Origin of the sequence: Hungatella hathewayi WAL-18680 (assembly GCF_000235505.1) — a bacterium.
In the GTDB taxonomy this organism is placed as follows: domain Bacteria; phylum Bacillota; class Clostridia; order Lachnospirales; family Lachnospiraceae; genus Hungatella_A; species Hungatella_A hathewayi_A.
The window spans coordinates 418,950-438,647 of sequence record NZ_JH379028.1 but is presented as its reverse complement, the minus strand read 5'-3'; the positions used below and the strand labels follow the sequence as shown (position 1 = coordinate 438,647).

Annotated in this window: 17 protein-coding genes; all 17 read right to left on the bottom strand. The window is 55.0% G+C overall.

Annotated features, from left to right (window positions below; all coding sequences use genetic code 11):
* Window positions 1–3: 3 nt before the first annotated feature.
* Window positions 4–954 carry a DHH family phosphoesterase gene (locus HMPREF9473_RS17815; RefSeq protein ID WP_006781585.1) on the bottom strand — a complete coding sequence of 317 codons (951 nt, stop codon included), beginning with the start codon at window positions 952–954 and terminating at the stop codon, window positions 4–6.
* A 42-nt stretch (window positions 955–996) separates the two neighbouring features.
* Window positions 997–1,362 (bottom strand): 30S ribosome-binding factor RbfA, encoded by a 366-nt coding sequence (gene rbfA / locus HMPREF9473_RS17810; protein WP_006781584.1) that lies wholly within the window; start codon window positions 1,360–1,362, stop codon window positions 997–999.
* 38 nt (window positions 1,363–1,400) lie between these two features.
* The gene (gene infB / locus HMPREF9473_RS17805) at window positions 1,401–4,493 is read right to left on the bottom strand and encodes a translation initiation factor IF-2 (RefSeq protein WP_006781583.1); all 3,093 of its coding nucleotides are present in this window, start codon (window positions 4,491–4,493) and stop codon (window positions 1,401–1,403) included.
* Window positions 4,483–4,845 (bottom strand): L7Ae/L30e/S12e/Gadd45 family ribosomal protein, encoded by a 363-nt coding sequence (locus HMPREF9473_RS17800; RefSeq protein ID WP_434059275.1) that lies wholly within the window; start codon window positions 4,843–4,845, stop codon window positions 4,483–4,485. The genes infB and HMPREF9473_RS17800 overlap by 11 nt, the downstream gene beginning before the upstream one ends.
* The gene (gene rnpM, locus HMPREF9473_RS17795; RefSeq protein ID WP_006781581.1) at window positions 4,805–5,077 is read right to left on the bottom strand and encodes an RNase P modulator RnpM; all 273 of its coding nucleotides are present in this window, start codon (window positions 5,075–5,077) and stop codon (window positions 4,805–4,807) included. The genes HMPREF9473_RS17800 and rnpM overlap by 41 nt, the downstream gene beginning before the upstream one ends.
* A gap of 27 nt (window positions 5,078–5,104) precedes the next feature.
* Window positions 5,105–6,295 (bottom strand): transcription termination factor NusA, encoded by a 1,191-nt coding sequence (nusA, locus tag HMPREF9473_RS17790; protein WP_006781580.1) that lies wholly within the window; start codon window positions 6,293–6,295, stop codon window positions 5,105–5,107.
* Window positions 6,296–6,335: 40 nt separating this feature from the next.
* Window positions 6,336–6,803: a ribosome maturation factor RimP gene (gene rimP / locus HMPREF9473_RS17785; protein WP_006781579.1), complete on the bottom strand. Its 468-nt coding sequence runs from the start codon at window positions 6,801–6,803 to the stop codon at window positions 6,336–6,338.
* Between the two features lie 181 nt (window positions 6,804–6,984).
* Complete coding sequence (locus tag HMPREF9473_RS17780) at window positions 6,985–8,502, bottom strand: response regulator (RefSeq protein WP_006781578.1); 1,518 nt, start codon at window positions 8,500–8,502, stop codon at window positions 6,985–6,987.
* Between the two features lie 12 nt (window positions 8,503–8,514).
* The gene (locus HMPREF9473_RS17775) at window positions 8,515–10,296 is read right to left on the bottom strand and encodes a sensor histidine kinase (RefSeq protein WP_006781577.1); all 1,782 of its coding nucleotides are present in this window, start codon (window positions 10,294–10,296) and stop codon (window positions 8,515–8,517) included.
* A gap of 145 nt (window positions 10,297–10,441) precedes the next feature.
* Window positions 10,442–11,908, bottom strand: coding sequence for a sulfatase family protein (locus HMPREF9473_RS17770; protein ID WP_006781576.1), 1,467 nt, complete (start codon window positions 11,906–11,908; stop codon window positions 10,442–10,444).
* A 10-nt stretch (window positions 11,909–11,918) separates the two neighbouring features.
* Window positions 11,919–12,665 (bottom strand): ABC transporter ATP-binding protein, encoded by a 747-nt coding sequence (locus tag HMPREF9473_RS17765; RefSeq protein ID WP_006781575.1) that lies wholly within the window; start codon window positions 12,663–12,665, stop codon window positions 11,919–11,921.
* Between the two features lie 13 nt (window positions 12,666–12,678).
* Window positions 12,679–13,449: an ABC transporter ATP-binding protein gene (locus tag HMPREF9473_RS17760; protein WP_006781574.1), complete on the bottom strand. Its 771-nt coding sequence runs from the start codon at window positions 13,447–13,449 to the stop codon at window positions 12,679–12,681.
* A complete protein-coding gene (locus tag HMPREF9473_RS17755) occupies window positions 13,428–14,213 on the bottom strand; it encodes an ABC transporter permease (RefSeq protein WP_006781573.1) in 786 nt (261 codons plus the stop codon). The genes HMPREF9473_RS17760 and HMPREF9473_RS17755 overlap by 22 nt, the downstream gene beginning before the upstream one ends.
* Window positions 14,210–15,013, bottom strand: a complete 804-nt coding sequence (locus tag HMPREF9473_RS17750) for an ABC transporter permease (protein WP_006781572.1) — start codon at window positions 15,011–15,013, stop codon at window positions 14,210–14,212. Before HMPREF9473_RS17750 ends, HMPREF9473_RS17755 begins: the two co-directional genes overlap by 4 nt.
* A 68-nt stretch (window positions 15,014–15,081) precedes the next feature.
* Complete coding sequence (locus HMPREF9473_RS17745; RefSeq protein WP_006781571.1) at window positions 15,082–16,200, bottom strand: ABC transporter substrate-binding protein; 1,119 nt, start codon at window positions 16,198–16,200, stop codon at window positions 15,082–15,084.
* 283 nt (window positions 16,201–16,483) lie between these two features.
* Window positions 16,484–19,027, bottom strand: a complete 2,544-nt coding sequence (locus HMPREF9473_RS17740) for a glycoside hydrolase family 3 protein (RefSeq protein ID WP_242830858.1) — start codon at window positions 19,025–19,027, stop codon at window positions 16,484–16,486.
* A 46-nt stretch (window positions 19,028–19,073) separates the two neighbouring features.
* The coding region (locus HMPREF9473_RS17735) for an alpha/beta hydrolase (RefSeq protein WP_006781569.1) at window positions 19,074–19,698 on the bottom strand (625 nt) is incomplete at its 5' end.

The window sequence follows — 19,698 nt, the reverse complement described above, 5'->3', positions numbered from 1 at the left end:
TGTTTATGCCAGTTGTTTTTCGATATGCTCCGACAGGTTGTTAATCACGTCGTGAATGCTGCCGGACATGGTGCATCCCGCCGCACGGACGTGGCCGCCGCCGCCGAAATAGCTGGCGATTTTGGAGACATCCACCTGGGTGTTGGAGCGCAGGCTGGCCTTGTAGACATGGTTGTCAATCTCATACAGGAAGATGGCGCATTCCACTCCCTCGATGACACGCAGCTGGTCCACGATTCCATCCAAATCCTTGTTTTCCACACCGAAAAATTCCATATCCTTTTTGCTGACCACGCTGAAAATGCATCTCTTATCCAAAAAAGTGATGCTTTCAAGCAGCGCCCGGCCCAGAATCTGGGTCTGGAGATAATTCTTCTGGAAGAAACTCTCGTCGATAATCCGGCCAAAGTCAATCCCTCTCTCCATCATTTTCCCGGCAATCATCATGGTCTTTGCCGAGGTGTTGCTGAACTTAAACACGCCGGTGTCATGGACAATGCCGGTGTAAATGCACTCGGCAATCGATTTATCGACCCATCTCTCATCCATCTGGCCGAAAAGCACCTCGCAGGTGGAGCTGGCGGAGGATTCCACCACGTTTTCCATGGCGTACCGGGTGTTGGTGATGTGGTGGTCGATACAGATACTCTGTTTCGCGCCGTCAAGCAGCACACCGAACTCCCCCAGTCTCTCCTTGTCACTGCTGTCCAGGCAGATGCATAAATCGTATTCCTTCTCTTCCGGTATTTCATGGTGAATGCTGTCATAGCCGGACAGAAACGCCAGTTTCTTGGACGCCGGCTCCAGACACACATCCACCTGTTTGTCTTCATAGCGGGCCCTGATATAGTTAAAGGCCGCCAGGCAGGAGCCGACACAGTCCCCATCAGGATGAACATGGCCTAACAGTACTACCCTTTTGGCGTCCTGCAACATTGTCTCCAGTTGATTCATGTTAACTCCTCCTTATTCTGATAATCATCATTCATCTCAATGTCAGTCTTTTAAGTCCTTCGTCACGTCGTCAATCAGCTTTGACATGGCCACGCCGTACTCGATGGACTGGTCTAACACGAACTTAATCTCCGGTGTATTCCGAAGGTTCACACGTCTTGCCAGTTCTTTTCTCACGTAGCCGACTGCATTTTTCAGACCCTCCAGCGCGGACGCGGCCGCCTCCTCACTGCCCAGCATGCTGATGTATGCCTTGCAGTATTTCAAATCCGGCGTCACCTCCACGGCCACAACCGTAATCATGGCGTTTGACACTCTTGGGTCCTTAATCTCGGTCCGGATAATCTCGCTTAACTCTCTCTGGACCTCCATATTGATTCTTGTATTCTTTATACTGTTTTTGCGCATCATGTTCCTTTCTGCCTGCCGGCAGACGGCTCCCCTTCCTAGCGGGGAACCTCCACCATGGCATATGCCTCTACCATATCGTCTTCCTGAACATCGTTGAACTTCTCAAATACAAGACCACACTCGTAACCGGTTGCCACTTCCTTCACATCGTCCTTGAAACGCTTTAAGGAAGCCAGGGCTCCGTCGAATATCTGGGCTCCGTCTCTGGTGATGCGGACAGAGCAGCCTCTCTGGAACTTGCCGTCCATCACGTAGGAACCGGCAATGGTGCCGACGCCGGATGCCTTGAAGGTCTGGCGAACCACCGCGTGGCCAATCACCTTCTCCTCGAATATCGGGTCCAGCATGCCCTTCATGGCGGCTTCCACATCCTCGATGGCCTGATAGATCACCTTGTAGAGTCTCAAGTCTACTTTCTCTCTGTCAGCGATGGACTTGGCTGTCACATCCGGTCTTACATTGAAGCCGATGATGATGGCGTTGGAAGCGCTTGCCAGAGTCACGTCGGACTCGTTGATGGCGCCTACGCCGCCATGGATGACCTTCACCATGACCTCATCATTTGATAATTTCACAAGGCTCTGCTTCACGGCTTCCACGGAGCCCTGAACGTCTGCCTTCACGATAATCGGAAGTTCCTTCACGTTCCCTGCCTTAATCTGGCTGAACAAATCATCCAGTGACAGCTTCGCTTTTGTATCTTCCAGTAATTTATTCTTGCCCTCGGAGATAAATGTCTCCGCAAAGCTTCTCGCCTCTTTCTCGTTGGCTGTGGCCACGAAGACCTCGCCTGCGTTTGGCACGTCATTTAAGCCGAGAATCTCCACCGGCATGGAAGGACCGGCCTCTTTGACTCTCCGTCCCTTATCATCCATCATTGCCCGGACTTTACCGAAACATGCGCCGGCGGCAATATTATCGCCCACATGAAGGGTACCTTTTTGTACCAGAACGGTTGCCACGGAACCCTTGCCCTTGTCAAGCTCGGCCTCGATGACCAGACCTCTGGCGGTACGGTTCGGGTTGGCCTTCAGTTCCTTCACCTCGGAGGTCAGGATAATCATCTCCAGAAGGTCGGAAATACCCTCTTTCGTGTGTGCGGACACCGGCACGAAGATGGTGCTGCCGCCCCAGTCCTCCGGAACCAGCTCATACTCGGATAATTCCTGTTTTACTCTCTCCACGTTGGCGCTTGGCTTATCAATCTTGTTGATTGCCACGATAATCTCAACACCTGCCGCCTTGGCATGGTTGATGGCCTCCACGGTCTGCGGCATCACGCCGTCGTCCGCCGCCACAACCAGCACGGCGATATCCGTGGATTTGGCGCCACGCATACGCATGGCCGTAAACGCCTCATGTCCAGGCGTATCCAGGAAGGTAATCTTCTGTCCGTTAATCTCAACCACGTAAGCGCCGATGTGCTGGGTAATGCCGCCCGCCTCGCGGGATGTCACATTGGTCTCACGGATGGCATCCAGAAGGGAGGTTTTGCCGTGGTCAACATGGCCCATAACGCAGACTACCGCCGGTCTGGAAACCATATCCGCCTCGTCCTCCTCGTCTTCCTTCAGAAGCTCCTCGATGACGTCCACCTTCACTTCCTTCTCGCAGAGGATATCGTACTCCATGGCAATCTCTTCCGCCTTGTCGTAATCAATCTCCTGGTTCAGCGTCACGATGGTTCCCTTTAAGAACAGCTTTTTCACAATGGCTGACGGCTGAAGCTTCATCTTCTCAGCCAGCTCCTTGATGGTCAATACCTCCGGAACGGTGATTACTTTGATTACTTCCTCAACCTTATCCTCCGCTGTCTTCTGAGGCATGATGAACGGATGCTTGGATACCTTGCCCTTTGCTCTTGGTCCGTCCTCGGTCATATTTCTCTTATCGTATTTGTCATTCTTATAATTGTTCTTGTTGCCGCGGTTGCTCTGCGGTTTTGCCTGGATTGGGGTATCGTAGGACTTTGCACCGTCTCTCTGGCCGCCACGTGCGCCCGGTCCTGCCGGTCTGCCCTGATAGCCGCCGCTCTGGGAGCGGTTGCCCTGATAACCTCCCTGGCCCTGGGGACGATTGCCCTGATAGCCGCCCTGGCCCTGGGGACGGTTCCCCTGGTAGCCGCCCTGGCCCTGGGGACGGTTCCCCTGATAGCCCTGACCCTGCGGTCTCTGGCCGTCACGGTTGCCCTGGTAACCCTGGCCCTGGGGACGATTGCCCTGATAGCCCTGACCCTGCGGTCTCTGGCCGTCACGGTTGCCCTGGTAGCCCTGACCCTGGGGTCTGCTCTGGTTGTCGCGGTTTCCCTGGTAGCCCTGACCCTGGGGTCTGTTCTGGTTGTCACGGTTGCCCTGGTAGCCCTGGCCCTGGGGTCTGTTCTGGTTGTCACGGTTTCCCTGGTAACCCTGGCCCTGCGGTCTGCTCTGGCCGTCACGGTTTCCCTGATAGCCAGTATCAGACTGCGGTCTGCTGGCCGTATTCTCATGGCTGGCCGCCGGAGCTGCCGAAGCTACTGGTGCCGCTGGAGCCGCCGGAGCTGCTGCTGGCTGTGGTCTGCTGGCCCCACTGTCGTGGCCTGCCGCGGCCGGAGCCGCCGGTGCCTGTGCCCGGTTAGCCGTATTGTCTGCGGACACGTTCTGTGCCTGCACTCTTGCGCTGTTTGCGTTGTCGCGGTTACCTGCCGGTGCCGCACTTCCCTGGGTTCTCTCCGGCTGGCCCTGCGGTCTGCTGCCCGGACGCTGGCCCTGGCCCTGCTGCTGTGGACGCTGGGTGCGTATCTGCTGCTGGGCGTTCTGCGGACGGAACACCACCGTCTTTTTCTTAGGCGCTTCCCCCTCTGGTTTTGCCGCCGGAGCTGCCGGCGCCTCCGTCTTGGGAGCCGGTGCCTGCGTGTGAGCGGCCGGCGCCTGCGTATGGGCGGCCGGTGCGGCTGGCGCCGCATGATTCGCCTGCGCCGTGTGGGCGCCTGCCGATGTATGGTTTCCGCCATATACCCGGCGAACGGCTGCCATCTGGTCGTCACTTACATTGGACGCGTGGCTCTTAACGTCAAAATTATTTTTCTGCAATATTTCCAGCACCTCTTTGCTTGATTTTCCTAATTCCTTTGCGAATTCGCTAACTCTCATACTTACTACCTCCGTTGATATTCATTTGTTTCACGATTGCCTTGCCAAGTCCGGAATCCAGTACCGCCAACGAGGCCCTGTATTCTTTTCCCATGGCATGCCCCAGTTCGTCTTTCCTTCCAAAAAAGTAGATTGGAACCTGATAGTAAGTACACATATTGGTAAACATCTTTCTGGTATTGTCCGAAGCCTCCTCCGACACAATCACCAGACAGGCCGTTCCATCTTTTACTGCCTTCTCTGTGGAAAATTCTCCGCTGGCCACTTTTCCTGCCTTGGTCGCCAGACCGATTAAGTTAAACACCTTTCTTCTATCCTCCAAGCTGTTCCATCTCCTTTTCCAATGCCTCATACACTTCCCTCGGAATCGCCATCTTGAAAGAACGCTCAAGGCCTTTACTCTTAATCGCCTTCTTCAGACATTCCATGGTGGGACATACGTAGGCGCCGCGGCCATTCTTCCTGCCCGTCGCGTCCAGGGTTATCTCCCCCTCCGGTGTCTTCAGAACCCGAATCATCTCTTTCTTAGTTTTCATCTCTCCACAGCCGATACACTGCCTGAGTGGTACCTTTTTTATACTCACTAACTATCACTTCCCATTCTTATCTCTTTATTCTGTCACATTGTCGTCCTGGTAATCGCCCTGATACTCTTCCTGATAATCTCCCTGGTAGTCCTCCTGATACTCAGCGTCATATCCGCCCTCATATTCCTCGTACACGCCTTCCTCCTGGTACTGGATACCCAGCTCCTCCAGAAGTCCTGACTCTCTTGCCTGTGTCTCACTCTTGATATCAATCTTGTATCCGGTCAGTCTCGCCGCCAGTCTGGCGTTCTGGCCTTCCTTGCCAATCGCCAGCGACAGCTGGTAATCCGGCACAATCACCTGTGCCTCCTTGGCATCCTCATCCGCCACCACGCAGATTACCTTTGCCGGGCTCAATGCGTTCTCAATCAGATAGGCCGGATTGTCGTCCCAGGTGATGATGTCAATCTTCTCGCCGCGAAGCTCGTTTACGATGGAATTGACTCTGGCCCCGTTCATACCCACGCAGGCGCCTACCGGGTCCACGTTTGCATCGTGGGACATCACCGCAATCTTGGTTCTGGAGCCGGCCTCTCTCGCGATGGCCTTAATCTCCACGGTACCGTCACGGACCTCCACAACCTCGGACTCAAACAGCCGCTTCACCAAATCCGGATGGGTTCTGGACACGGAGATTCTCGGTCCCTTCGGGGTGTCCTTCACTTCCAGAATGTATAATTTGATTCTCTCGGTGGGCTGGAACACCTCGCCCTTCACCTGCTCGGCTTCGTTTAAGATGGCGTCCACCTTGCCCAGATTGATGCTCAAGTTCTTGCCCAGATATCTCTGAACGATTCCGGTCACAATATCCTTCTCCTGGCCGTACCAGTCGTTGTAGAGGGACTTGCGCTCCTCCTCCCGGATTTTCTGTAAGATGACATTTTTGGCATTCTGAGTTGCAATCCGGCCGAAGGATTTGGACTCGATGGGAATCTGTACGATATCGCCCACATCGTAGTTGGGGGACATCATCTTCGCCTCGGCAACGCTGATCTGCATCAGCGGGTCCTCCACCTCCTCCACCACTTCTTTCTCCGCAATCACGCCGAAATCACAGGTTTCCGCATTAATATTGACTTTAATATTATCCGCTTTTCCAAAGTGATTCTTGCACGCGGTGAGCAGGGAATTCTCGATTGCTTCCAGCATCGTCGCTTTGCTGATATTCTTTTCCTTCTCCAGAATCTCCAATGCCTCTAACAGTTCTTTGTTCATTTTCTTATCCTCCAATAATCCTTTCTACCAGGCAAACCGCCTAGAAATCAAACGCCAATCGAATGAGTGCTATATCAGAACGTGTAAATACCTTCTCCGTGTTGTCTTCCTGTTCTATGGTAACATGTGCCTTATCATAGGATTTTAAAATTCCGGTAAAATCTTTCTGTTTGTCTATCGCGCGGTAAAGTTTAATATCCACCTCTTTGCCGATGCTTCTCTCAAAATCCTTGTCTTTCTTAAGCGGTCTTCCAAGCCCCGGGGAGCTGACCTCCAAAATGTAGCTGTCCGTGATAAAATCCTTCGCATCCAGCCACTCGCTCAGCTTCCGGCTGATGACCTCGCAGTCGTCCACCGCAATTCCGCCCTCTTTATCAATGTAGGCCCGCAGGTACCAGGTTCCCGCTTCCTTCACATATTCCACATCCACCAGCTCGAACTTGTGCTCCTCCATCAATGGCAGCAGAAATTCTTCCGTCCTTGCCTCGTATTCTTCTCTCTTTGACATCCTTACACCACCTCTCCACATTCTTTTGAATGAAATGCCGAGTCTATCCAAACTCAAAACGAAAGAGTGGACTTTCGTCCACTCCTTATAGTCATTCTTATCATGTTATCTTATGTAGTATACCACCTGTTTATGTGAAATGCAAGCGGTTTTTTACTTATTATTATAGGTACCTGGCAGTTCATCCCTGGCGGCAGTTGTTTTTATAGTCAAAGGGATTCTGCCCAAAGTTCTTTTTAAATACCGTGGAGAAATAACTTAAGTTGGAATATCCCACCTGCTCCGCCACCTCGTACACCTTTAGATTGGTGGTCTCCAGAAGGCGCAGGGCGTGCTTTAACCGCAGGTTATTTAGATAGACCACGAACTTGACGCCGGTCTCCTCCTTGAACAGACGGCTCAGATACTCGGAGCTTAAGCCGGCGTGGGCGGCCACGTCGGATAAGGTCAGCGGGCCGGCGTAGCGCTCCTCCATGTAGCTGATAGCGCTCCGGATGGCGGAGGAATAGTCCGCACTCAGCGCCCTGGCGTAGCCGTGCTCCTCAAAGACGCCGCTTAAGATGCTGTCGAGAACCTCCAGGGATTCGGCCGCCATCATCTGCTTTCCGATGTCCGCCAGCTGCCGCTCCACCTGCTCCACGTCATCCTTGGTGATGTGAAACAGCGTGGTGGCGAAAAACAGATACATTTTCTTCAGATAATCGATATCCGTGATTTCTTCCCGCCTGGCCTCCTCCATCATCTGCTCCTTGATGGCCATGGCCTTCTTGTAATTCTGGTTCACCAGCTCTTTCCCAAACAGGATTTTGTATTTCTCCCCGTTGGTCGTCCGGTATTTTCCCACCGGCTGGGTGTAAAAGAGCCGCTCCCTGCTGTGGTAGAATCCCAGCTTCACCCGCTCGTGGGCCTGTCTCATGGCCAGCCCCAGCTTCCCCGGACTGTCGTAAATGTCGCTGTAGCCAATCCGGCAGTCGATGGCCTCCATAATCTCCCCGCAGTAGCCGTAGACCCGCTGCATCAGCCGGCTCTCCCCGGTGCCCTCCTCCCGGTTTAAGTTGCCGAGAATCACCGTGTGGTTTAAATCCACCGGAATCTTCAGTGCATGAGTCAGAATATCGTCCTCCGGAAGTCCGATACGGATGGGCTCCTCCCCGCAGGTCATCACGTCCAGCGCCACATAGTATCCCTTCTCCAGCGGTATTTCATACTGCCGCATCATGGCCTCCGACACCAGGGCCGTGCTCTGCCCCAGCACCAGGGAGCGCAGGTAGTGGTTCCGGTTGGAAAGCTCCTCAAAGCTCTTCTCCACACCGCTGCCGGCCGCCTCCCCGATGCTCTCCGACGCGGCGCGAAGCACCTGGCCCAGACTCTCCTCCGTGATCTCCGTCTTTAAAATGTACTCCGAGGCCCCCAGCTTGATGGAGGTTCTGGCATACTCAAAATCCTCGTGGCTGGTCAGCACCACCGTGTAGACGGAAGGATTTAAGTTGTGTATCATCTGCATCATCTCCAGGCCGTCCATCACCGGCATGCGGATGTCGGTGATGACGATATCCGGCAGCATTTTCCGGTACAGGGAAAATCCCTCCGCACCGTTGGCCGCAATCCCCGCCACCTCATAGCCCTCTATCCGGTTGATGCAGAACTCCAGCCACTGCCGGATTGGCATCTCGTCATCCACCACCAATACTTTATGCATAGTCTCCTCCTGTCAGTCAATGGCCGGAAATGTCAGGATGATTCTGGTCCCCATCCACTGGGTGCTCTCAATCTTCATCCCGTAATTTTCGCCGAAATTAAGCTGTATCCGCTCCTTCACGTTGAGAATGCCCACGTGGGTCTTCTCGCTGATCTGCTCGCCCCGGTTGATCTTCTCGATGACCTCCGGCTGGATTCCCATACCGTTGTCCTCCACCGTCACCACCACGTCCCCGTCCTTCTCCCTGGCCGTGATGATAATCATGCCCTCCCCCTTTTTGAATTCCACGCCGTGGAAGATGGCATTTTCCAGAAGGGGCTGGATGAGGAGCTTGGGTATCTTCTTTAACTCCACCGCCTCGTCGCACTCCAAGGCCACCTGGAAGCTGTCGTCGTAGCGGAATTTCTGAATGTCCGCGTACTGCTGCAAGACATGGAACTCCTGTTTGATGGTCACGAACTCGTCCGGGTTGGACAGGGTGCTTCGAAGCAGCTGGATGAAGGACACCAGCATCCGGGACGCCTCCTCGTTCTTCTCCATGTCCACCATACACTTGATGGAGAACAGGGTGTTGTACATGAAATGAGGGTTAATCTGGGCCTGCAAAAATCCCAGCTCCATCTTCCGTTTCTGCTGCTCCTTCTGCTTGATGCCAGCCATCAGCATCCGCATCCTGCCAAGCATCATGTTTAACTGGCTGCTCAGAATGGTTATCTCCGTGTATCCCTCCACCACGCACTCCTTGTCCAGGTTGTTCTCCTCCACCTGGAGCAGGAAGCTGCACAGCTCCGAGATGGGTCTGGTGGTGGTGTCCGCAAAATGTCCCGCGTAGAGCACCGCCAGCCCGATGGCCACCACTGCCAGACAGATAATCACAAACCGCACCTGACGGATGGGCTCCATCAGCGTCACCAGCGGAATCTCCTCCAGCACGGTAAATCCCGTGTCCGGCACGGAATACCGGGTAAACAATATCGCCTCCCCCCGCATCCTGGTGATGGTGTAGGAACCGCCGTCAAACAGCTTTTCCAGGTTCTTCATGTGAAAGAAATTAAACCCGTTCAGCTTCCGGTTGCTGCTGGAAATGATGGTGCCCTCCTCATCTACCACATAAATCGTGTTTTGATTCCCCTCCGTCACCGTCTCGTACATGGAGCGAATCTGCTGCTCCTCCATATTGACCATCAGATAGGCCATGGGGGAGCCGTCCTCCGACTCGATGCACCGGGCCACGGAGTAGTAGGACTCGTCATTTTTCTTGTCCTTGTAGTTGGCGATGTCGATGATATCACCGCGGGCGAACAGCATTTTCTTGTACCAGATTTTGGTCTTGGGGCTCATGTAGTCATCGCCGCCGCTTCCGTTGGAGCTGTACCCCTCCCCGTCCTCCAGGGCCAGCACCACGTGGAAGGTCTGGCTGCTCTCGTGGAAGGAGCTCTTGTACTGGGTGGTCAGCCGGTCCATATACCGGTTGAAATCCTCCATGGTCCGGGCCTTCTCCCGGCCGTTTAAGGACTCCATATCCTCCAGATAGGTCCGCAGGGTGTGGTCGTAATAATAGAGGTTTGACAGGGTGTAGGCGTTGTAGCGGACCTGCTTGACCCGGTCGCCAATCTGGCTTAACACGTCCGCCCGGTTGTTGCCGATTTCCGTGACCAGAGTATTTTCAAACGCCTTGTAGCCCAGAACGGACACCGCCAGCGTCAGAAAAATGCTGACCGCCAGCAGGGTACACCTCATCCGAAACTTCATGCTGTTGATATCCACGCCAAACAAACTCCTGCTCTTCTTCATGCTTTCCCTCTATTCCGTCTCTCTTCCCACACACGCCGCTCTGATAGTATTATAGCAAAAATTCAGAAAAAGCAAAACAGCCCCTGGCCTTCCTGCAAACCCATGCTGCCGGAAGGCCGGAGACAATCCCTGTTCCGCTTCAAACTCAATATTTTCCGATGCGCAGCGGAAGCGTATCCTCCGTCTCCACAATCCGGTCCATCAGTTTTCTTAACATCAATTCCTTCACTTCCCTGTAATCGTCCTCATCCCACAGATTCACAAACTCCTCCGGGTCCCGGTTTCTGTCGTACAACTCCCCGTAGTCCTGGCCGGCGTAATAGGTTAGTTTATAGTCCCTCCCGGTCAGGGTTTTTACGCTGAGTCCCCAGTCATAGCAGTTGAACTCCGTCATGGCGTAGTCCTTGCCTGCTCCCTTGTCCCCTCTCAGGATCGGAGCCATGGAGCTTCCCTGGACACCGTAGGGGGGCCGGACGCCCGCGTACTCTAAAAGCGTCGGCATGATATCCACATGCTCCGTCACCTGGCTGTAACGGGAGCCCTTGGGAATCACCCCCGGCCACTTCATAATCATGGGAGCCTTGATAATGCTGTCGTAGTGGAACGGCCCCTTAAACAGCAGACCGTGGTCTCCCAACAGCTCCCCGTGGTCGTTGGTGAACATGATTAACGTATCTTCCTCTATCCCCTTCTCGGCGATGGCGTCCAGGATTCTTCCGATGTTTTCATCCACCAGACTGATCATCCCGTAGTAGGCCGCCTTCACCCGCCCCCAGTCCTCATCCGTCAGCCGCCGGTAATCGTACTTCTCGTTGCTGTACCCACGGCCGCACCGGGCCTTTGCAAAATGGGGCGGTTTGTCCCGCAGCTCCCCCTCCTGCCGGATGGGTTTCTCCAGCATTTCCGGGTCGTACATGGTATCGTAGGGCGCCGGCGGGTCAAAGGGATGGTGGGGGTCCACAAAGGAGCAGAAGGCGAAAAACGGTTTGCCCGGCTCCGACTCCCTTATGAGGTCAATGGTTCTGTCCGCAATCCAGGCGGACTGGTGAAACTTGGGATTGATGTGGCTTTCGTACACCTGGGGCGGGCCGCTTACGTCCTTGTCGGCGGCGGAGGCCGTGTCCTCCTTCATTTTCCGCTCCCCCTGCATCTTCACTTCCTCGTAGTCGGCGGGACTCTTCTCCTTCAGCCAGGCCAGATATTCCCCTGTCTTCGTGTCGCAGGTGGTGTGAATGACAGTAAATCCGTAGTTGTCCTCCGGCCAGTCCTCCTGCTCGTCCTCCTTGGGAAGAAACTGGGTGGTGATGTGCATCTTTCCGATGGCCGCCGTCACATACCCGTTGTCCCGCAGCACCTCCGGCAGGGTAATCTCCTCGTCCCGCAGCGGAATCCCGTTATCTCTCGTCCCGTGGTTCTTGGGGTAACGCCCCGTCAGCACCGTGCATCTGGACGGGGAGCAGACCGGATTCTGCACAAAGTGATTGTCAAAAATGCTTCCGTTTAGCGCCAGTCTGTCGATATTTGGCGTATGTATCTGGTTGTTGCCGTAGCATCCCAGCGCGTCAAACCGCAGCTGGTCCGCCATAAACAAAATGATATTCGGCTGTCTCATAGTCCCCTCCTTACCACCATTTGATCAGCTCGGTGACATGGTTGCGAATCTCCACAAAGTCAGGCGACGTGACGTCCCTCGGCCTCGGCAGCTGATTCACAATCTCCTTCTTGATCTTGGTCGGCTTGTTGGTCAGCACCAGAATCCGCTCGCTCAAGTACACGGCCTCCTCGATGTTGTGGGTGATGAAGATAACCGTGGTCCCCGTCTCCTGCCACAGCCTGATCAACTCATCCTCCAGCTTAAACCGCAGGGAAATGTCTAGCTGCCCGTAGGGCTCATCCATAATCAACAGCTCCGGCTGCACCGCGAAGGCCCTGGCAATCACCACCCGCTGGAGCATACTGGCCGACAGCTGGTCCGGATAATAATTCCGGTACTCCTCAAGCCCCACCATCCGAATCACCTCATCCGCCCGCTTCTGAATCTCCGCCTCCGGCAGCTTCTTGATCTTCAACCCATATTTCACATTCTCCTCCACCTTCAGCCAGGGAAATGTGGAATACTCCTGGAAAATGTAGGCGATATTGTGTTTCATCAAATCCACCGGCTCCCCATTGACCAGAATCTCCCCGGCGGTGATATCGTAGAGTTTGGTCAGACTATTTAGAAACGTGGTCTTCCCGCAGCCGGTAGGCCCGACGATACAGAGGAATTCCCCTTCTTTTACATCAAAGGAGATATCATCCAGCACCAGCAGATCGCCAAACTTTTTGGTTAAGTTTGTCACCTTTACTTTTATATTGTCCTTGCTCATGACAGTCCCCTTTCTACAACGTATCGTCCGTGTTGTCTATGATTTCCTGGCGCAGCTTTAGGAAGGCCGGGTCCACGTAGCTTCTGGGCCGGGGCAAATCCACCGGGTACTCCTTCTTGATGGTGCTGGGGCAGTTGGTCAGCAGGATAATCCGGTCCGCCAGATAGACGGCTTCCTCGATGTTGTTGGTCACAAAGACCACGGTCCGCTTCTCCTTCTGCCAGATTTTCTCCAGCTCCTCCTCCATCATGTAGCGGGTCTGGGCGTCCAGGTGGCCGAAGGGCTCGTCAAGCAGCATGACCTTGGGGTCGTTGCAGTAGGCTCTGGCGATTCCCACACGCTGCCGCATGCCGCCGGACAGCTGGTTGGGATAGCTTTTCTCAAAGCCCTGGAGCCCCACCAGATCAATGAAATACTGGGCCCGCTCCCGCCTGGTCTTCTTGTCAATCCCTCTGGATTTTGGGCCGAACTCCACATTACCCATCACCGTGCAGAAGGGGAACAATGCCGTCGTCTGGTACACCACGCCCCGGTCCGCGCCTGGGCCTGTGACCAGCTTTTCGTCCACGTAGACCTCGCCTCCGGTGGGCAGTTCCAGGCCGGCAATCATGTTTAACAGCGTGGTCTTGCCACACTGGCCGGGACCAAACAGCACAACGAATTCATTTTCCCGGACCTCCAGGCTCACGTCCTTCACCACCTCTTTCTCCCGCCCGGCGGACTCAAAGGTCTTCGATACCTGCTTTAATGAAATAATACTGTCTATACGTCCATGATGTTCCATGAGCATACCTTCCTTTCTACCGCCCTCATAACGGTGGCCAGAAACAGGCCCACCAGGCCGATGACTACCATACCTACCAAAACCAGCGGAATGTTGGTGGTATCACTGCCACGCAGGATAATCCAGCCACAGCCCTCCTGGGCTCCCACCATCTCTGCCGCCAGCACCGCCATCCAGGCCGTGGACAGCGCCACCTGCATCCCGGCAAATATCTGGGGCATACAGGACGGTAGAATGACCCTCAGGAAAATGTCCCTGTCGCTGGTTCCCAGCATTCTCGCACAGCCAACCAGCGTCGGGTCCACCCGCTGGGCGCCGGTGTAGGCATTTAATGTCACGTTGGTAAACGAACCGATAAAGATAATGGCGTATTTGGGCAGTTCTCCCACGCCAAACCACAGGATAATCAACGGAATCCAGGCGATGGGCGGAATGGGGCGCAGCATCTCAAAGATAGGTTTGATGATGGCCTCCGCATAGCGGGAAGTCCCCATGGCGATGCCCACGATAATTCCAAGAACCGTAGCCACCGAGTAGCCGATAATCACCCGACGCAGGCTGAAATACAGATGGCCGTACAGCGTGTATCTTCCGATGGGCGTGGTGATGGAGGTCACCAGCAGCTTCAGCACCTGAAGCGGCCCCGGCGTCGTCTCCTTCGCCGCCGTGAATGTTGTGATAAAGGACCAGGCCAGGAAGAAGGTGGCGATGGCGACAATGGCGTAAATCGTCTTCTCTGTCTTTTCTGTCACGCTCTTTTTCATGATTTCTTCCCTCCCTTAACCATGAGGTTCTCCAGTTTTCCAAGCCCCACGGTGAAAATGGTGCCGATGGCCCCGATGGTCAGCATGCCCACGATAATCATGTCGGCCCGGCCCAGGGCGCGGTTTAACTGAATCATGTAGCCAAGGCCCTTGTTGGCCGCCAGCATTTCCGCGGCGCAGAGGGTCATCCAGGCCGTTCCCAGGGAAATGCGCAGGCCCGTGAAGATGAGGGGCATGGCCGTGGGAATCGCCACGGTGAACAGCATCTTGCTTCTGGAGGCCCCGAAGGTCTGGGCCACCCACAGATGCACCGGCTTCGTCTGCTTGATGCCCGCGTAGGTGTTGATGACGCAGGGCACGAAGGCGGACACGAAGATAATGGCCGCTTTGGCGCCCAGGCCGATGCCAAACCACAGAATCATCAATGGAATCCAGGCAATCGTCGGAACCGGGCGGATCAAATCAAACAGCGGCGTCACAAACAAATCAATTTTCCGAAACCAGGCCATGCAGATGCCGAGGGGAATCCCCACAATGGCTCCTAAAAAATAGCCGGTCAGCGCCACCTTCAAGCTGGCCGCGATATGCTGAAACAGGGTTCCGCCGTCCGGCGCCTTCTTGGTCAGCTTGAAGAGAAAGCCCTGAAGTACCTGCACCGGGCTTGGCAGCGCGTAGTCCGGCATCAGTTGAAGCACCGCCGTGGCAATATACCAGATGATAAAAAATGTACACAGGGAGCACACTGAAATCAGGGCGAACTTTCGTCTCTCCCGCTGTCTCTTTTTCTCATTTTCCGTCATTTCATTCCATCCTTTCAAAAAGACAAGGGTGCCCGTATCTGGACACCCTTTTTGCTGTTTTCCTGTTATCAGTATCCCAATGCTTCTTTCACAATGGTATCGTCAATGTGTTTCGCAATCTCCGGGAATTTGCTCTCGTCAAGCAGTTCCTGGGATACCCAGAACTCGCCTGTTATCTGTACGGAATCGCCGATGGTGATGGACTTGGCCTCCTCTGAGGTCACGAACGGTCTCGTCTCGATTTCCGTCTTGCAGGCTTCAATGGAGGACTCGGAGCCGTTCTCGGTGTACCAGTCAAGAAGCAGCTGCGCCGCCATATCCGGGTCTGCCTGAAGGGCGTCGGTTGCCTGGAAGAATGCCTTGGTATAGCTGACCAGCGCGTCTCTCTTTTCGTTAAATGCCTTGCCGCTGACGATGATGGAGTCAAACTGCGGCACGTCCAAGTTGGTCAGACTGGAGGTCACAACCATGCCCTCTCCCTCTGCCACATAGGAAGTCGGAGGATTTAACGCCGCCACGTCACAGTTGCCGGTCATCAGCGCCTGGTAGGCGGACGGGAAGTCCATATGTACGATTTCCACATCCTCGGTGGTCAGCCCCAGCTTCTCCAGCCATTTGATCACGTTCAAGTGGGAAATGGTTCCGGTGTTGGTTGCTATGATGGCTCCTTTTAAGGTCTCGGCGTCGCCGTATACATCCGGGTAGGACGGGTTGGCGCCCTTTACCTTGGCGATCGGGGAATCCGGTTTACACAGGGTGTAGAGGCCGCCCTCGGAATGGCCGATGTCGGCGATGCAGTAGCCGCCGTAGATGGCCAGGGAGTTAACCGCCGCCGCGCTTAAGGTGCCGACCTCCCACTCGTTGGCCGCCAGGGCCTCGTTCATGGCTCCGCCGTTGGCGAAGTACACGGTGTCGATTTTAAATCCGTTGGCCACGTCCAGGCCGTTGTCTATCATATATTTGATTGGAATACTGTTTAGGAATGGCATAACCGCAACCTTTAATACCGGTAAGTCGGCGGTGGATACTGCTGCCGTGGTTGTCTCCGTCATCCCGGAGTCACCGGTCGGAGCCGCCTCCGTCTTCGGAGCCGCTGTCGTGGCCTCCACCGGTTTCGGTGCACATCCTGCCAGAGCCGCTGTCACCATGACTGCCGCCATCACCACACCTGCTAATCGTCTTCTCATAAGATACCTCCCTTTCCTCCGGCTGGACTCCCCGGCCGGGTCTGCTGTTCGTTTCTTTGTATGTGATTATTCTATCATCCGGGAGGGAGTTGGTATATTTAAATTCTTATGGTTTTTTCGGGATTTTTGACATGATTCTGGGGCGGTTTTAAAATATTGACATATTTTGTAAATTTTTGATGCTGGGGCTGCGTGGAAATGCGTATAAAAAGCCGCACGAAAACAGGGCGCCTATGGGATAAGCGCCCTGCTGGCTCACTGCCGTGTGGCAGGATTGATTTTTTTATTCTTCTGCTTCCTCATACTGGTTCGACTCCCAGATGGTTTTCACAATCCGGGCCACGCACCTTCTCAGTTCTTCTTCCTTCAGGGTTCCGGCTTCCAGTTCCCTTCTCATGTTTTCATGGTCGGCGGGAATGCCCGGCATGACGATATCGTTGCCGGCGCGGATGCAGCCGGAGGCGGTGCAGTCGGGGCCGTCGTGGGTCGTGGTCCAGTCGGTCATGATGATGCCCTGGAAATTCCACTCATCCCTGGCGGCTCTGGTACATAAGTCGTAGCAGTTTGCCGCGTGAATCCCGTTAATCAGGTTGTAGCTGGTCATCATGGCCATGGGCTGGGACTTCCTGATGGCAATTTCAAAGCCTTTTAAATAGATTTCCCGCAAGGTCCGCTCCGACAGGACGGTGTTGGAGCCCTTCCGGTTGTCCTCCTGGTTGTTGCAGGCAAAGTGCTTGATGGTGGTTCCACAGCCCGGCTGGCTCTGAACGCCCTCCGTGACTGCCGCGGCCATGATGCCGGTCAGCAGCGGGTCCTCGGAGTAATATTCGAAGTTTCTGCCGCAGAGCGGGTTCCGGTGGATGTTCATTCCGGGGGCCAGCCACAGAGTTACCCGGAACTCCTCCATTTCCCTGGCGATGGCCTTTCCCACACGGGTCAGCAGCTCCGTATCCCAGGTCTGGGCCAGCAGTGTTCCCACCGGCATGGCGGTACAGTACTGGTACCTGGTTTCCCCTGTGGGCTTTTTCTTCTCCCGGCACAGGAAGCCGCCCTCCAGGGCCATCTCAAACGGCATCGGGACAATCGCGCCATCCTCCACCTGGTAAGATTTGTTTAAGCGCAGGCCCGCCGGGCCGTCGGCCAGAACGATGCTCGCCAGATTGCTGTCCACCGCGCAGCTGCTGGTCTGGGCGGCGGAGCCGGGCACGGAGATGCCGGAGGAGCCGAGATTGCTCCCCTGCTTCTTCCCTGGGTCTCCAGTAGCCAGCTGGATACACTGCTTAAGCGTCAACGTTTCCACAAATTGAACCGCCTCTTTGGAGAGCCGGCTGTTCTCCGTCCCGTACTCCACGGTTCCGGTGACAACATCACTGTCCTTGATATGGATGGACGGGCAGCGACCGGCCTGGTCCAGCCAGCGGCTTCTCTTCTCTCTTATGGCCTCCGACGGGGCCGTCAGTTCCTTCAGTTCTTCCTGTAAGGGACAGATATTCATCGTCCGCTCCAAAATCACCGTGTCATCCAGCACGAGGGAGGCACAGAAGGCGGAGCTTTCCAGGCTGTTTCCCACAAAGATGCCGTAGCATCCCGGCTCCATCATCCAGCCAGGCAGCATTTCCGAGTAGGAGGACAGGGCGGACAGGGGGAAGCGGATGACCATCTCCTCCACAGCTCCAGGCGCCAGAAGTCCTGTCTTTTGAAAGCCGGCCAGGCGGCGGTATTCTTTTGGAATGGTCTCCTGGGGACAGGATACATAAACCTGCACCACCTCGCGGCCGCCGTAACGGCTGCCGGTGTTTTGCACCCGCACCTTCACACCAATCTCCGGACAGTCACTCCCCAGATGAAAATGCTCGATTCCGATGACCTCAATGGCAAAATCCGTGTAGGATTTTCCGTATCCGAATCCATAGCGCACCGGGACATCAAAGGTATCAAAGTAGCGGTAGCCCACGTAGATGCCTTCCTCATACTTCTCGGTCTTCACATCCCCGTTATTGTGGGAAAATGTGCCGGAATTGGGGTAGTCCTCATAGCGCAGAGCCCAGGAATCCGTCAGTTTTCCGCTGGGCGTCACCTTGCCGAGGAGGACGTCGGCCACCGCATTTCCGCCCTCCATGCCGGGCTGTACGATTTGCAGCACGGCCTCGATGTTGGGACACTCATCCAGGATGGAAAGCTCCACCAGACCTCCGGCGTTGATGAGCAGGATGACGTGGCGGTAGAGGGCGCAGATTTCTTTCAGGATGCGGGTTTCCTTCTCGGAGAGCAGGTAATCTCCCTCCCGGCAGTAGCGGTCGGCGCCTTCACCGGCCACACGGCTCCATACATAGATGGCGGTGTCGGTATCGGTTTTGTCCGGCATGGGACCGGCCGGCATGGAATAAGGGGTCTCACTGTATGCGAAGAACAGCTTCATACTGTCGTCCACCGGCATGGTCTCACTCTTGTTCCATATCTCTTCTTTCCAGGCTTCCCTGGAGGTCTCATACTCTCTGTTGAAGGCTTCTATCCAGTCCTTTGTGGTGATTTCCACGCCGGCAAGCTCCAGGCCCTCCAGAATGGTGACCGAGGACCGCTCATTGACATCGCCGGAGCCGGTTCCCCCTTTGATGGTTTTGGAGGCTCCGGCGCCGTATAGGGCCAGTTTTTGATTCCGGTCCAAGGGCAGGATATCATGTTCATTTTTTAAGAGGACGAAGCCGGCGGATGCCGCTTCCCTCGCCAGTTTCCGGTGCTCTGTCTCGTAGGGACGCTCGGCGGTGTCGACGGTCCCGGTCCATGTTGTTGTCCTGATTTTCTTCATCTCTTCCTCACTTCCTGTCATATGTCGTTTTCTAATTGATTGCATTTTTTATTTATGATTGTTTTGCTCATTGGTATTTCCGGAAGAATTCGCATTCCTCCCCGTTGCACAAATCCGCTTCCTTCAGCCGGATGTTGCAGTGAAACACATGGCCCAGCGGATGTTTCTTATCTCCGTAGTACCGGAAGACAAACGGTATCTCATTCTTCATCAGCGTTTCCACCATCCCCGGCGCCTGGGAGGCCGCGAAGTCATCGGTGGCCGTCATGAGAAATACCGGCGGATACTCCGGCGTGACGTGATTGACAACACTGACTCTGTGGAGTTCCTCCTCGGTCCCCTTCCCCGGCAGATAATCTGACATGAGAGCGCCGGTCTGGTCCGTCTTATCCTTCGGAGGGGTCACTTTATAGACTCCGCAGTTCAGTGCGACTGCCGTCGGGACAAAACCTTTTGGCGGCTGGAACGGATACTTCGCCGCATACTCCGGATTGGTGCAGATGGCGGTGTACAGACTCAGATTGTGAGCCCCCGCCGAGTCCCCCACGCCGTAGACATGCTCCGTGTCAAACCCGTATTCCTTCCCATGCTCCAGCACCCAGGAGAACACCAGATTGGTGTCCTCGATGGAAGCCGGGTATTTGTGCTCCGGCGCCAGGCGGTAGGTGAAATTCACCACCGCAAATCCCCGC

Coding starts and splice junctions, on each gene's coding strand:
- HMPREF9473_RS17760 (WP_006781574.1), bottom strand. CDS start 13,449: ATGGAACATCATGGACGTATAGACAGTATTATTTCATTAAAGCAGGTA.
- HMPREF9473_RS17775 (WP_006781577.1), bottom strand. CDS start 10,296: ATGAAGAAGAGCAGGAGTTTGTTTGGCGTGGATATCAACAGCATGAAG.
- HMPREF9473_RS17770 (WP_006781576.1), bottom strand. CDS start 11,908: ATGAGACAGCCGAATATCATTTTGTTTATGGCGGACCAGCTGCGGTTT.
- HMPREF9473_RS17745 (WP_006781571.1), bottom strand. CDS start 16,200: ATGAGAAGACGATTAGCAGGTGTGGTGATGGCGGCAGTCATGGTGACA.
- infB (WP_006781583.1), bottom strand. CDS start 4,493: ATGAGAGTTAGCGAATTCGCAAAGGAATTAGGAAAATCAAGCAAAGAG.
- HMPREF9473_RS17800 (WP_434059275.1), bottom strand. CDS start 4,845: ATGAGGCATTGGAAAAGGAGATGGAACAGCTTGGAGGATAGAAGAAAG.
- HMPREF9473_RS17740 (WP_242830858.1), bottom strand. CDS start 19,027: ATGACAGGAAGTGAGGAAGAGATGAAGAAAATCAGGACAACAACATGG.
- nusA (WP_006781580.1), bottom strand. CDS start 6,295: ATGAACAAAGAACTGTTAGAGGCATTGGAGATTCTGGAGAAGGAAAAG.
- HMPREF9473_RS17780 (WP_006781578.1), bottom strand. CDS start 8,502: ATGCATAAAGTATTGGTGGTGGATGACGAGATGCCAATCCGGCAGTGG.
- HMPREF9473_RS17815 (WP_006781585.1), bottom strand. CDS start 954: ATGAATCAACTGGAGACAATGTTGCAGGACGCCAAAAGGGTAGTACTG.
- HMPREF9473_RS17750 (WP_006781572.1), bottom strand. CDS start 15,013: ATGACGGAAAATGAGAAAAAGAGACAGCGGGAGAGACGAAAGTTCGCC.
- rimP (WP_006781579.1), bottom strand. CDS start 6,803: ATGTCAAAGAGAGAAGAATACGAGGCAAGGACGGAAGAATTTCTGCTG.
- HMPREF9473_RS17755 (WP_006781573.1), bottom strand. CDS start 14,213: ATGAAAAAGAGCGTGACAGAAAAGACAGAGAAGACGATTTACGCCATT.
- rbfA (WP_006781584.1), bottom strand. CDS start 1,362: ATGCGCAAAAACAGTATAAAGAATACAAGAATCAATATGGAGGTCCAG.
- HMPREF9473_RS17765 (WP_006781575.1), bottom strand. CDS start 12,665: ATGAGCAAGGACAATATAAAAGTAAAGGTGACAAACTTAACCAAAAAG.